Consider the following 12,876-nt stretch of genomic DNA (forward strand, 5'->3'; position numbering starts at 1 on the left):
GACGAGGCTGATCAAGCCTTCCAACAGTACCAGCCTGATCAATTACGGCGAGAGCTACCGGTCCGGAGATCGCATCAGCGCCTCTCTGCATATGCACGCGGCCGCCTGAATTGCCGATTTCGCTCAGCTGCTGCTGAATGGCGACGGCTTGCGGCGTATTCAGGGCCCTCTGCGTCTCCGCTGGCCACAACAGCGCTGGGGAATGTTCATTGTTGGGACGACTCACTCGGGTGGCAGGTGGTTGCCCTGGTCAAGCGCATCCGGCGAAGGGCGGATCTGCTGTTCGCTGGCAGCCAAGACTGGGGGCGGCGGCCCGAACTCCGGCGTCCCAGAGCTTGCGAAAGCCTCCGACACGCTTCTGTTGAGGTCATCCCGTCCAGCGGGCATCCCTGGGTTGCTGAAAAAAGACGAGGCGGCTTGATGACCCTGCCCTCGCTGAAGCACCTCGCGAAACCCCTGTTCCAGTCGCAGAAGCTCCTCTGGATCGGTTGGCGGCTCGTCAGCTCGACCATCGAACAGCGGCCGGAGCGCCTCGGACACGTGCTGCTCAAAGCCCGCTCGCCGGGCCTGGACCGCTTGCCCGTCTTCCAAGCCGGCGTCCTGCACCTGCGACAAAGCTGTTACACGGGATGGATTGCTATTTCGCGGGTCCACACTAGCCTCACATCAAACTGTATCGTCAAAGTCCTGCGCCAATTCACACAGCGGGTCATCGAGTTGAGATTCTGCGGAGAGCGCCTCCTCTGCTCCCATCAAGGGCGCCGGCTCCGGGAGGGCGCCTGTCTGGCTTTCAAAGATGCGTTTCAGAATGCGATCCGAGAAATAACGCACCTTCCTCAATTTTAATGGTGGCAGACCTTTGATGAGAACAATCTCGTAGTCGTCATCGAGCAGCCGAACCTGTTCGGGACGCAATAGCGGTGCACCTTGATGGGAATTCTGAATGGTCCAGTCGAACGTTCGCGCCTGGCTGTGGGAAATCGATTTGGCTTCAAACGTGTATTCACCGATGGCCTTGGAAATGTAGTTCGGAGTCTCGTCATCAGCCGTGGCCATGAACACTTGCAGTCCGGTATTGCTGAGAAAATTCTGCTTGCCAGCCTCTCCATAAGCTCCCGTCAGTGCCGAAAGGCTTTGGATGATGAGCATGAAACGCCCCTTGTAGCCCGCGATAGTCGTGATTGCGGTCTCGATCGCCTCCAGCTTACCCAAGTGCTTGAACTCGTCGAGCAGGAAGAGAACCTCGTGCTTTTCATCCCGGCGGGCCAGCGACCGCTGCAGAATTGAAACGATTTGCTGAAAAAACAAGCGTATCAAAGGCGCGATCACCTCAAGGTCGTTCGGACCAACGCAAAGATAGATGCACGTTCTGCGACGGCGAAGATCATAGACCGAAAAGTCCGAGCGACTTGTGGCCGCCTTTACAGCGGGATCCGCCCACAGGTTGAGCCCGCCATCGCCGAGCACGGAAGTGTAGGAGGTTAGGATTTTCGTATCGTTCCCCGCCATGTCGTCGAAGATGCGTTGTGCCTCTTTGTTCTGGGTCTCCATGGCGAGTCGCGCGAAGAGCTTAAACTTCTCCCCCGGCTGGGCGAAGAGGTCATAGACGGCGCCGATTGTTGGCGTGCCCCGCTCGATGCAGGCAAGGATTCCCGCGACAAAGATATCTCGCGCGCCGCTGACGAAACCTTCCGCGCCCTCCCCCTTGGCCGTAATCAGGTTTGCGGCCAAGCGGCGGGCTTCGGTGAATTGCTGCTGTGGAGGCAGCGCTATAAGATCCAACAGCGGATTGTAGCAGTTTGTGCGCCGCTCCGAATCCAGCGGCGCGAATTTAAACACGTCGTCACCTGCGGCTTTGCGCGCCCTCGAGGTGAGCTCAAAGAGCTCCCCCTTGACGTCCAGAGCTATCACCGAGCCTTTGAATGTAAGTAGCGTTGGAATGACTATGCCGACGCCCTTGCCAGCGCGGGTCGGTGCAACGATGAGGCTGTGAGGCTGCTCGCCATTTGTCAGGTAGTAGCCAGGCCAGAAAGGGCCACTTGTCTTCCCAAACACCGGCCCTGTCACGCCACGGTATCGTCGCAGATATCCCGTGCGTCGCATTTCATCCACTCGAGCCCAACGAGCCGTCCCGTGGTGTTCGAGCTTGCGGCGCAATACGATCTGCTGAATCAGCAAGACGACCGCGGACGTCGAGAGCACGATAGCCGCGCCCCGATAGAAAACGGGGGTTGCGAAACCCAAATAGAAGGGCGTCTCAAACCAAAAGGCACGGACATCAAACGCCATCAGAGCCTCGCCGCTGCCGCCGTGGCGGAAGGTTGCGTAAAGACTTGCCGCACAGAAGCCCACGGCGAGTGAGCACGCGATGCTAATGGCTATGTTGGGGGGCGTCGTTTTTGTTGAAAGCATTGTTCCATTGCCGGATTAGCCGTAGCTAATGCTGCGCGTGCTTCAGAGACCGAACCGGCGTCGCGCGATGTCGCCGCTCGACAGATCGATGCCGCAGTGGGTGGTGCGATGCTTGCAGCGCATCACCCGGCAGACGTGGGTTTTGAAAGTTACACTAAGCAGGTACGTCAACGGCCAGCGAATTGGAAACGGCAAGGCCGTAAACGGATTTCGGGAGAGAAAGCGTCACTGTACCATGGCCGAGACCTCAACGGCCGGAGCGATCTCTGCTTCTGGTGGCCTCCATTAGGTCCTCTCGGGCGTGATTGAAGGCGTGGTTTATGGACCGCCCGATTTGAGCACCCCGCTGCAGCTGTTCATAGGAGGTTTGCGGGCCTACTGTATCACGGACTGCAGCCTCAATACCTGCTATGTGGCCGTCCAGATTCGCACTCCGTTCCTCTGCTGCATGCTGCGGCGGCGGCATGTGCGGCAAGATGTCTTGCATGCCGGGAAAAACTGAGTGAGCTTGGGCCTGTTGATTTGCGTCTAACTGTTGATACATGTTGAGAATAGCATTGGATGCCATCATCCTGACATTGCCATCCGGATCAGAAGAAGCCAATCCAATGGCCTGATCAAGAATGCGAGATTTGTTTTCGTCAGTAAACTTACTGAAGTGTGGCGCAACGTAATAAGCTCCGAGAGCTTGCGACGGCGGATCCATGTTGCCAATGCGATTAACAATAGCATCTTGCAGCCCTGGCGTTAGGTAATCGCCTAGATTACTGGCCGCTCCGACTTTCTGCAATGCTATGTCATCCGTGCTGTACCCCAATTCGGCTGTTAATGTCGCGGCCAGATCGATGGCTGATCGTCCAAGCCGATTGGTCCGCCTTTCAAATCTCGCGAGGTCAGTTTCTGGCCCGGGTTGAGTGCCCCGAACGGCTGTTCGCTCGTGCGTCCCGAGGCCTTTGAAGCCCCCAAGATTTCGCGCTGTATCGCGCGGGTTAGCGGTTACCAGCCGTTCTGCAACATCGCTCAATGGCCCCTCTGGAACGTCACGGAGGCTACTGCTCCCCACGCCTTGAGATGATCTTGCAGCTGCACGTGCCCGTTTGTTATCGCGATCCATTGCTCGCCTCCAAAGTAGTTATTCTACCCAATGAGGTTACCACCGAAGCTTGACCTGCTAAACCGATATGATGTTACAGTTGTAGTATGGCAAAGGGTTCCCAGCTCTGTGGGTCTGCCAAGTGCCCGTCCAAGCCGAAGAAAATACGATGAAGCTGGCATCAAATGCGATGTGAACTGCCCCGGGCATTCCGGTGGCCGTTTCGTTTGAGTCACGCGGCTATGGCTGGTTCATCCAACATGGCGTAGTAGCGTTCCTCGGCTTCGGCCGGCGGGATGTTGCCGATGGGCTCCAGCAGCCAGCGATTGTTGAAGCAGTCGACCCATTCGAGCGTGGCGAACTCGACGGCCTCGAATGAGCGCCAGGGTCCGCGTCGATGGATCACCTCGGCCTTGAAAAGACCGATGATCGTTTCCGCGAGAGCATTATCGAAAGAGTCGCCGACACTGCCCACTGCGGGTTCGACGCCGGCCTCCGCCAAGCGCTCGGTGTATTGAATGCTGACGTGTTGGGCGGATTCAACCGGTCGTCGCAACACCAAGGGATTGGAGGTTGCAATGACGGTTCACCAACGCGCTTCAGATCGGTGCACTCGAAAGAAGCTAGATTCGCCCGGGCGTCCGCCTGCCTGGCAGCGTGAGAATCGCTTCCGGTTCTGGCAAGCTATTGCCTTGGGACATTCGAGCGAGGAGGCCGCACTGGATGCCGGTACATCAACGCCTCTTGGTCCGCGCTGGTTTCGGAGTGCAGGAGGGATGCCGCCAACGCATTTGGCGCCGTGGGCGAAGCCGCCTTCGGGGCGATATCTTTCTTTCGGGAGCGCGAGGATATTGCGCTTGAGCTTGCCAAGGGAATCGGCATCCGGGCCATTGCTCGTAAACTAGGTCGGCCGCCGAGCACAATCTCGCGGGAGGTCAGGCGCAATGCCGCGACGCGCAGCGGCAATCTGGATTACCGGCCAGTGCCGCCCAATGGCACGCCGATCGTGAGTCCCGGCGGCCTCCTGGCAAGCTGGCGGTCAATCCGGCTCTGCGTGAATATGTTGAGGAGCGCTTGGCCGGCAAAGTCACCAACCCCAATGGCGCCTCATTCGAGGGAAAAAACGACAGAGCCGGAGGTGGTCGGCAGCCTGGAGCCCCGAGCAGATCGCTAAATCGGCTTCAGATCGATTACCCAGAGGATCAAACCATGCGGATCAGCCACGAGACGATCTATCAGTCCTTGTACATTCAAGGACGCGGAGCATTGCGCCGAGGACTGACCGCATGTCTGCGTTCAGGCCGAGCGTTGCGCGTACCGCGCGAACGCGCGTGCCGCGCGAACGGGCCCGAGTTCGCAACAAGTCCTTCATTGGAGACGCCCTTATAATAAGCGACCGTCCGGCCGAAATTGCCGATCGGGCTGTCCCCGGACATTGGGAAGGCGACCTCATCCTTGGCCTCGGAAGCTAGGCGATCGGTACGCTCGTGGAACGAAGTTCACGCTTCACAATGCGTGCTTCACCTGCCGCGCATGCATGGCTATCAGCAGAGCCTGCGCATCAAGAACGGTCCACCACTTGCAGGCCACGGCGCTGAAGCAGTCCGCAGAGCCATAGCCCGATCCATGGGCAAACTTCCCGAGCAGCTGCGTCAGTCGCTGACTTGGGACCATGGAGCGGAAATGGCGCAGCAGCCGACCTGCGCATCGACACCGGGCTCGAGATTTACTTCTGCGATCCCCAAGCCCGTGGCAGCGAGACTCCAACGAAAACACCAATGGCTTGCTGAGACAGTACTTTCCAAAGGGCACGGATCTCAGTCGGCACACAGCCCGGGAACTGGACGCAGTTGCCCATGCTATCAACACAAGACCGCGCAAAACGCTCGGCTGGAAAACACCTGCCGAACTCCTCGACCAGCTCCTTGGGGGACAGTATGATGCCGGTGTTGCGACGATCCGGTTGAATCCGCCTTGGCTGCCTCTATCGCTGTGATGGATGAGCCCGCCTCCCCGCGCGGGCCGCCGATCATGGAGAGCCTGTTCCAGGGCATCGAGAACGAAGGCTGCATGCGCCGTCCGGCTCACCCGCCAGCCGACGATCCGACGGGCATAGGTGTCGATGACAAAGGCGACATAGACGAAGCCCGTCCAGGTCGCGACGCAGGTGAAGTCGGAGACCCGCAGCATGTTCGGCGCCGGAGCATGGAACTGGCGGTTGACGTGGTCGAGAGGGCAAGGTGCGGCCTTGTCGCTCACCGTAGTGCGGATCGGCTTGCCGCGGACGATGCCTTCGAGGCCCATGGCCTTCATCAAGCGGGCAACCGTGCAGCGGGCGACCTCGAAGCCCTCGCGACGCAACCGCCGCCAGACCTTGCGAATGCCGTAGACGCGGAAGTTCGCCTCAAACCCGTCGGACCTCATCCTTCGAGGCTGTATCCCATCTTGCCCGAGCCGACAGCCGGCAGGGGTCGACGCGCTTGGCGACATGGTCGTGGTAGGTCGACGGGGCGATCGGCAGCACCTTGCAGATCGGCTCAACCCCATGCGCCTTGCGGTGATCGTCGATGAACGCGATCGTGGCCTGAACCGGCGGTCGAGCTTCGCCTGGGCAAAATACGCGGAAGCCTTGCTCTCGTTGGCCTGCGAAGCTCGCGGCTCTCGCGTTCCAGAGCCTTCAGTTTCGTCGCAGCATCCGTGGGAACTCCGGCGCGCACGCCGCCGTCACGCTCGGCTTTCTTGCAGCCGATCTTGGCGGCGATCGATGAAACCGCCGCCCACCGCGACGTATGCTCGCGTTCGTGATCCAGAACCAGCCGCACCGCGGGGGGTCCGGACCTCGGGAGAGAACTTGTTGGTCGCCTTGCTTGTCATGGTTCCACCTTCTCAGGAGTTGGAGCCTCCGATCAACCCGGGGCGGCACACAACAAGGGTCACGGATCAATCTGGGCGGGAACCCTAGAGAATCAGCCCTCAGAGCCTTTGGTAATAGACCGACCCCTCGCACCTGTTTGGGCTGGGTGTACAAGTCAGGTTTTCATCAGGTTGGACGAGTATGTCTGGCAGCCAGAGCGCGACCACTTCCGTGCCCGCCCGCTCGTCTGGCAGACACACAAAGGAGAAAGATATGCCGTCAGCTACAAGCAGCGCCATCGTTTCCTGCCGCAGATCATCGCCCATCCGGTCTGGCCCTCCTTCAGGTCCCCTTTAGCCTGTGTCTCGTCGAGGAAATGGCCCGGGAGCGGGATCGTGGTTTCGTATGAGACAATCCGCCGGTGCGGCAACAAATGCGGTCCGCATACGGAGCCATTACCTCGCGGCACTTGATATTGCAGTGCAGCAAAGGTAGAGGGCCGCCCCTTATCGGAGTGTCGTCCATGGTCCTTACCAATACTGGTAGCGAGGCAGAACCCGTCGAACAGTCGAGCCATCCGGCAATCGAACAGCAAAGCCCCAAGGTGCTGATGCTAGGCGCGCTCGGCGTTGTCTATGGCGATATTGGCACCAGCCCGATCTACGCGTTCCGTGAGGCGCTGGTGGCGTCGTCGGGCGGCAATGTCGCCGAGCGCGGCGATATCCTCGGCGTGCTGTCGCTGATCATCTGGTCGCTGACGATCATCGTCACCATCAAGTACATCATGTTCGTGCTGCGCGCCGATAACGGCGGCGAGGGCGGCGTGCTGTCGCTGATGGCGCTGGCGCGCGGCAGTTTCCCCAAGCGCTCGGCGCTGATGCTCGGCATCGGCATCGTCGGGGCATCGCTTTTCTTCGGTGATGCCGTCATCACACCGGCGATATCGGTGCTGTCGGCGGTTGAGGGCATGAATGTCGTCACGCCGACCTTCCAGCCCTATGTCGTGCCGCTGACACTGGTCATTCTTGCCATGGTGTTTGCGGTGCAGCGCTTCGGCACGGGCGGGGTAGGATTGGTGTTCGGCCCGGTGACGGCGGTGTGGTTCCTGGCAATTGGCCTTTCCGGGCTCAACCACATCATCGCCGATCCGGAAATCCTGTGGGCGGTGAGCCCGCACTACATCGTCGCCTTCCTGATCAATTCGCCCGACGTCGCTTTCGTGACCATCGGCGCCATCTTCCTCGCCGTCACCGGCGCCGAAGCACTCTATGCCGATCTCGGCCATTTCGGCCGCAAGCCGATCGTGCTGGCCTGGCTGGCGATCGTGTTTCCCTGCCTGCTGCTCAATTATGCCGGGCAAGGCGCCTTCGTGCTGGCCAAGAATGGCGTCGTCGGCCATCCATTCTTCGAGATGAACGAAGGCTGGACGCTGATCCCGATGGTCGTGCTGGCGACGGCCGCGACTGTCATCGCCAGCCAGGCGGTCATCTCCGGCGCCTTCTCGCTGACCCGGCAGGCGGTGCAGCTCAATATGCTGCCGCGCCTGGAAATCCTGCACACCTCGGAGAAGCAGTCGGGCCAGATCTACATGCCGCGCGTCAATCTGTTGCTGGCGCTGGCGGTGATGCTGCTGGTCGTCGGTTTCGGCGAATCGAGCAAGCTCGCCTCCGCCTATGGCATCTCGGTGACCGGCAACATGCTGGTGACGACGGTGCTGCTGTTCGTCGTCATGACCCGGATCTGGAAATGGCGGCTGTGGGTGGCGGTCGCCATGACGGCGCTGTTCGGCTTCATCGATGTCGGCTTTTTTGCCTCCAACATCGTCAAAGTGTTCGAGGGTGGCTGGGCTTCGCTGGCGGTGGCCTTCACCATTGTGCTGGCTATGTGGACCTGGGTGCGCGGCAGCCGCTATCTGTTCGACAAGACCCGCCGCAACGAAATCCCGCTCGATTTCCTCGCCGGCAATCTCCTGAAGAAAAAGCCGCAGCTGGTGTCCGGCACCGCGGTGTTCCTGACGAGCGATCCACTCAGCGCGCCAACCGCGCTGATGCACAGCCTGAAGCACTACAAGGTGCTGCACGAGCAGAACGTCATCCTTTCGGTGGTGACCGCGCCGCAACCGGTGGTGCCCGACAGCGACCGGGTCAAGATGGAGACGGTCAACGAGCTGTTCATGCGGGTGACGCTGACCTTCGGCTACATGGAGCAGCCGAACATCCCGCGCGCGCTGGCGATCTGCCGCAAGCAAGGCTGGAAGTTCGACATCATGACGACCTCGTTCTTCCTGTCACGGCGTTCGCTCAAGGCCTCGCCCAATTCCGGCATGCCGGTGTGGCAGGACCGGTTGTTCATCGGCCTGGCGCGTACGGCGGCCGACGCGACGGAGTACTTCCAGATCCCGACCGGACGCGTCGTCGAGATCGGAACGCAAGTGACGATTTAGGGCATGCCGCGGTTGAGAAGAATCGGTGCTGTCACATTGATTGAGCGGTAAGGAAATTCAGGTAGCAGCGCGCCCGGCACTGTAAGTTTCAGCGGCTTGATGCAGCGATAGCTGGCCGGGACGGCTGTCACGCTGTGGCGACACACGCGATTTTGTTCCAGATTTGCATGGGGCGTTACGCAGGTCTCGATGTTGAGCCGATGACAGCGCATTGCAGGGAAAGTGAGCAGGTCGGCAATCGGATCATGGATGGAAACGAACCGCTGAAGCTGGCGTGCCGACTTGAAGCGTTTCATGATCCTTTCGCGTCGTCGGGTCGGCTGGTGCGAATTTTCCGCTCGATTATTCAGGCCTGTGTGCGACCGGTGTTCGACGCCGGGCATGAGGTCGCGCATGGCGGCATCATAGGATCGGAGCTTGTCGGTGATCATGATCCGTGGTGTCCGCCCTTGAGCTTTCAGCAACTTGCGCATCAGACGCTTTGCCGCCTTGGCATTTCGGCGGCTTTGTACCAGCACTTCGAGGACGAAGCCGTCCTGATCGACGGCACGCCAGAGCCACTGCTTCTTGCCACTGATAGCCACGACACATTCGTCGAGATGCCATTTGTCGCCCAGGCAGCCGGCTGATATTGATCTCCTGGGCGGAATGCCGTCCGAATTTCTCCGCGCAGCTTCGAACGGTCTGATGCGTGACGATGATGCCGCGGGCCGCCAGCATGTCCTCAACCATGCGCAGGCTGAGCGGAAAGCGAAAGTAGAGCCATACCGCGTGCGCAATGATCTCGGCGGGAAAGCGGTGGCGACCATAGAGCGGATCACGAGCAACTTCTGACATGGCCCAATGTACGCACATCTTCATAAGCTGTCGGTTGACTTTACGATGCCGCGCCAAGCGAGCAGCATCCGGCCGGCGGGGCCGACCCCGTCTCCCGGCCGTGAGCAGAACGGCATCGCGCAGGTGCCGCTTCATCCTCGACGCGGCCAGCCTGCTTTGCCGTTACCGCCGCCGCCGAAAGCGCCAGGCGTTGCCGCCAGGCGCCGATCCGCCGGCAGCGGTTCGCCGATGATCCGATTGCCAACCAGTTCCACTTTCCCCCAATACCTGCGTAACGCCGCCATGCAAATCTGGAACAAAATCGCGTATGTCGCCGCAGCATGACAGCCGTCCCGACCAGCTATCGCTGCATCAAGACGCTGATATCTTTACAGTGCCCGCACGCCTCTCGCGCGCCAACGGCCAGTCGGGTGTCGCGAATGAGGCGCGCTGAAGCCATCCGGCTCAGCCGATCATGGCGCTTCGGTTGCCGGGTTCGAGGTCGTGGCCTCTGCCGCTGCGCGATTCTAGCATTTGCGCCTTGGAGAGCTCTGCTTCAGCCTCGGCGAGGCATGGCTCGGCTGCGGTTCTCTGCCGCAGAAGGTCCGATTGCGAATTCTTGACGTTGTCACGACGTAGGCGAGCGGCCTTGGCGAACGTCGGATAAGCGAAATGATTGACATCGGAGATGCCGGCCTTCGTTTCCTCGGCGTTTAACTGGAAGTCCAGTTCTCGCGCCATGCGTTCGAAATCGGCAATCATGATGTCTAGCTGGTGCAACTGTCGCCGCTTCTCATTCACCTGAAATTGCTTCAGTCGGACCAGATTACCTCGTGGCTTCATGACTCGGTACTCCGGTACCCATTTCGTCCAATCAAACCGCTCTCTCCCCTTAACGTTAGGCCTACAGCGACTCTCACGTTTTCTGCTGCGAGCGGAAACATATTTTCCAAAATCCTTGGCCGATGGCTATGAGTTCAATGGCATCGACAAGCATGCGAGCGGGGGACTTAAGGGGCGGTAAAAAAAGGCGGAATAGGGCGATTTTCACAATGTCTGCATATGAACGCGTTGAGACTGCGGCGGGCTTGACACACAAAGCAATCGTCAAGATTTGCGACATGGACGCCGGGGGCATGAATACGCCCGCCGTCAGCTACACGCCCCCCGATTTCCGCCGCCTATTATCGCCCACGCGGTCTGGCTTTATTTCCGGTTTCCGCTGAGCCTGCGCCTGGTTGAGGAAATGCTGCTGGAACGCGGCATCGTGGTTTCGTATGAGACAAGTCGCCGGTGGGGCATCAAGTTCGGGCTGGACTGCGCTCGCTGCTTGCGCCGCAAGCCGCCGTGCCGGAATGATGTCTGGTACCTGAACGAAGTGGTCGTCACCATCGCCCGGCAAAAAGCTTTGGTTGTGGCGCGCCGTCGACCAGGATGGATATGTGCTGGACGAAATCGTGCAAAACCGCCGCAACACCAAGGCCGCCAAGCGCTTGCTGACGCGGCTGTTGAAGAAGCAGGGGCTCGCGCCGAAGCGCATGATCACCGACTAGCTGCGCTCGTATGGAGCGGCAAAGCGACAGGTGATGCCGGACGTCAAGCACCGGTCGCACAAGGGGTTGAACAACGGAGCGGAGAATTCCCATGTGCCGCCGCGAAAACGGGAGCGGATGATGCAGGGGTCCGATCGCCGGGAGGCCTGCAACGCTTCGTCTCGACCTTGTCAGCCCTCCGCAACCTCTTCGTCCCGCCCCGCCCCAAACGTTCTGCTCTCGCCATACATGTTCATCGCCTCAGCGCGATGGCGCTGGTGATATCACGACGCGTTTGTACCGCTCGACCTACGCCACAGGTGCCGACGCTGTGACGAGCTTCGTCGGTCGCGTGTCGAGTGACGGCACCGGGGACAATTATCGTCGACCGCAGTCCATTGCCCAGACCAAGGCGCTTCTCGGCGTCGGCACGATGGCAAATCGCAGCGTCACGATCTCGGCCGCTGCCCCTTCTGGCGGCGTGGACGGTGATTTCTGGGTGCAGCCGTAATGGCCCTTTACGTCAAAGCCTCCGGGGTCTGGGGGGCGGCCAGCGCCGTATGGGTGAAAATCTCAAGCCTCTGGACCAAGGCTCGACAGGTCTATGTGCGCAGCTCGGGCGTCTGGGAGAAAATGTTCCCGATAGATCTGGTCTTCAATGGCACTCACGAAGACTCGACTGCCACGACCGTTTACACCCACACCAGCATTCCGCTTCTTGTCGCGCCACACGCTAATCGTCGTGTCATCGTGACAACTGAGACCACTGACACCGAAAGTGCAGTGACCGTCAACAGTATGACGATTGGGGGTGTGGCTGCCACCCTTCTCGCTCAGGTGGAAAGCATCTTCAATTCTGGTGTGGTCTATCTGTCAGTGTGGTCAGCCCTCGTGCCAACCGGTACGACGGCAACGATCGTGACCACGTATAGTGAGAGCGTGTTCCGTGACTACATGTCGGTCTATACGACCACCAATTGGGATGGTGTGGTGGGCACTGTTGCCTCTGACAACAATTCAACGGGTGGCCTGACAACGACCGTCAGCATTGGTGCCCTGGGCGCAGCGATCGCAATTGCGGGCAACGCCACCAAGGGGGCATCGGCACTGCGACATGGACCGGGCTGACCCAACAGTTCTCAAACACACCAGTCACGAATAGAAACCACAGCGGAGCAATGGCAATAGCTACCGCCGCCCAAGCTGCCCTCACCGTAACCTGTGCCTACAGCACTACTCCAGCACTTGCCGCACTGCTGGTGGTTCCGCGGTGCGCAACTCCTGACTGGCGACGGCGTCGGCGACATGCCTTACGGACTCGTATTGCCAGAGCTTGTAATCGTCGACAAACCAGCCAAGTCGGCTCTCGATCGCCGTAGCAAGCTCGTTATAGTCGAGGCTGTCGAGGCCGAGATCCCGCATTCTGGTTGTCATCGACACCTCTACTTTTTCGGCAACTAGAGCGTTGAGGGTTTTGAGAACCAGTTGTTCAATTTCAAGTAATGTCATCACTAATACATGCCTTTTGCTTGCAGATTCAGGTAATGCAACCCTGATCGGGGCGCAACCCCCAAAACGAGGTGTGCCGTTGAAACATGTTCTTGTCATTGACGATGATGCCGCAATGCGGCGCCTCATCGCCGATGCATGCCCTGAAGGTAACCGCAGTCCACGATAGCAAGCAGTTTGACTATGTTCTTTCACGTGAGCCAGTCGATCTCGTGGT

The 12,876-nt window shown here is 59.7% G+C and carries 7 protein-coding genes, 8 pseudogenes and 1 other annotated feature; of the genes and pseudogenes, 7 read left to right on the forward strand and 8 right to left on the reverse strand.

The features are described from left to right. Positions 1 to 666: 666 nt before the first annotated feature. From virD4 to NKI70_RS33265, 3 genes and pseudogenes are all read right to left on the reverse strand, one after another. Positions 667 to 2,412 carry a type IV secretion system ATPase VirD4 gene (gene virD4, locus NKI70_RS33255; RefSeq protein WP_352726340.1) on the reverse strand — a complete coding sequence of 582 codons (1,746 nt, stop codon included), beginning with the start codon at positions 2,410 to 2,412 and terminating at the stop codon, positions 667 to 669. Positions 2,413 to 2,659: 247 nt separating this feature from the next. After that, positions 2,660 to 3,526 (reverse strand): hypothetical protein, encoded by an 867-nt coding sequence (locus tag NKI70_RS33260; RefSeq protein ID WP_023766568.1) that lies wholly within the window; start codon positions 3,524 to 3,526, stop codon positions 2,660 to 2,662. A gap of 211 nt (positions 3,527 to 3,737) precedes the next feature. Further along, positions 3,738 to 4,040: pseudogene (locus NKI70_RS33265) on the reverse strand (transposase domain-containing protein); the annotation flags it as partial. Between the two features lie 43 nt (positions 4,041 to 4,083). On the opposite strand from NKI70_RS33265, the pseudogene NKI70_RS33270 reads away from it, so the two are divergent. After that, positions 4,084 to 5,501: pseudogene (locus NKI70_RS33270) on the forward strand (IS30 family transposase). Here NKI70_RS33270 and NKI70_RS33275 read toward each other — a convergent pair. Next, positions 5,480 to 6,379 (reverse strand): annotated as a pseudogene (locus NKI70_RS33275) (IS3 family transposase); the annotation flags it as partial. The pseudogenes NKI70_RS33270 and NKI70_RS33275 overlap by 22 nt on opposite strands. Continuing rightward, positions 6,012 to 6,128 (reverse strand) — a sequence feature (AL1L pseudoknot). It overlaps the preceding pseudogene by 117 nt. 285 nt (positions 6,380 to 6,664) lie before the next feature. Here NKI70_RS33275 and NKI70_RS34155 point away from each other — a divergent pair. Then, positions 6,665 to 6,799: pseudogene (locus NKI70_RS34155) on the forward strand (IS6 family transposase); the annotation flags it as partial. Positions 6,800 to 6,882: 83 nt separating this feature from the next. Then, positions 6,883 to 8,802 (forward strand): potassium transporter Kup, encoded by a 1,920-nt coding sequence (locus NKI70_RS33280; protein ID WP_352726342.1) that lies wholly within the window; start codon positions 6,883 to 6,885, stop codon positions 8,800 to 8,802. Between the two features lie 127 nt (positions 8,803 to 8,929). Here the strand turns inward: NKI70_RS33280 and NKI70_RS33285 are convergent. The 3 genes and pseudogenes from NKI70_RS33285 to NKI70_RS33295 all read right to left on the reverse strand — a co-directional run bounded on the left by NKI70_RS33285 (position 8,930) and on the right by NKI70_RS33295 (position 10,461). After that, a pseudogene (locus NKI70_RS33285) lies at positions 8,930 to 9,639 on the reverse strand (IS6 family transposase). A gap of 50 nt (positions 9,640 to 9,689) precedes the next feature. Then, a pseudogene (locus NKI70_RS33290) lies at positions 9,690 to 9,853 on the reverse strand (DUF1403 family protein); the annotation flags it as partial. A gap of 230 nt (positions 9,854 to 10,083) precedes the next feature. Beyond that, positions 10,084 to 10,461, reverse strand: a complete 378-nt coding sequence (locus NKI70_RS33295) for a hypothetical protein (protein WP_023679574.1) — start codon at positions 10,459 to 10,461, stop codon at positions 10,084 to 10,086. Between the two features lie 293 nt (positions 10,462 to 10,754). Between NKI70_RS33295 and NKI70_RS33300 the strand changes: the two are divergent. From NKI70_RS33300 to NKI70_RS33310, 3 genes and pseudogenes are all read left to right on the forward strand, one after another. Then, positions 10,755 to 11,485: pseudogene (locus tag NKI70_RS33300) on the forward strand (IS6 family transposase). After that, entirely contained in the window at positions 11,482 to 11,661 is a 180-nt protein-coding gene (locus NKI70_RS33305; protein WP_031194388.1) for a hypothetical protein, read from the forward strand. The pseudogene NKI70_RS33300 and the gene NKI70_RS33305 overlap by 4 nt, the downstream one beginning before the upstream one ends. Next, on the forward strand, positions 11,661 to 12,278 hold the full coding sequence (locus NKI70_RS33310; RefSeq protein WP_023679572.1) for a hypothetical protein: 618 nt from the start codon (positions 11,661 to 11,663) through the stop codon (positions 12,276 to 12,278). The genes NKI70_RS33305 and NKI70_RS33310 overlap by 1 nt, the downstream gene beginning before the upstream one ends. A 105-nt stretch (positions 12,279 to 12,383) precedes the next feature. Here the strand turns inward: NKI70_RS33310 and NKI70_RS33315 are convergent, their stop codons facing one another. Further along, a complete protein-coding gene (locus NKI70_RS33315) occupies positions 12,384 to 12,788 on the reverse strand; it encodes a phosphopantetheine-binding protein (protein WP_081730999.1) in 405 nt (134 codons plus the stop codon). Between NKI70_RS33315 and NKI70_RS33320 the strand changes: the two are divergent. Beyond that, positions 12,739 to 12,876 (forward strand): annotated as a pseudogene (locus NKI70_RS33320) (DNA-binding response regulator); the annotation flags it as partial. The gene NKI70_RS33315 and the pseudogene NKI70_RS33320 sit on opposite strands and share 50 nt — an antisense overlap.

The sequence above is a fragment of the Mesorhizobium sp. M0500 genome (genome assembly GCF_040321165.1).
In the GTDB taxonomy this organism is placed as follows: Bacteria; Pseudomonadota; Alphaproteobacteria; order Rhizobiales; family Rhizobiaceae; genus Mesorhizobium.

Coding starts and splice junctions, on each gene's coding strand:
- virD4 (WP_352726340.1), bottom strand. CDS start 2,412: ATGCTTTCAACAAAAACGACGCCCCCCAACATAGCCATTAGCATCGCG.
- NKI70_RS33260 (WP_023766568.1), bottom strand. CDS start 3,526: ATGGATCGCGATAACAAACGGGCACGTGCAGCTGCAAGATCATCTCAA.
- NKI70_RS33280 (WP_352726342.1), top strand. CDS start 6,883: ATGGTCCTTACCAATACTGGTAGCGAGGCAGAACCCGTCGAACAGTCG.
- NKI70_RS33295 (WP_023679574.1), bottom strand. CDS start 10,461: ATGAAGCCACGAGGTAATCTGGTCCGACTGAAGCAATTTCAGGTGAAT.
- NKI70_RS33310 (WP_023679572.1), top strand. CDS start 11,661: ATGGCCCTTTACGTCAAAGCCTCCGGGGTCTGGGGGGCGGCCAGCGCC.
- NKI70_RS33315 (WP_081730999.1), bottom strand. CDS start 12,788: ATGAGGCGCCGCATTGCGGCATCATCGTCAATGACAAGAACATGTTTC.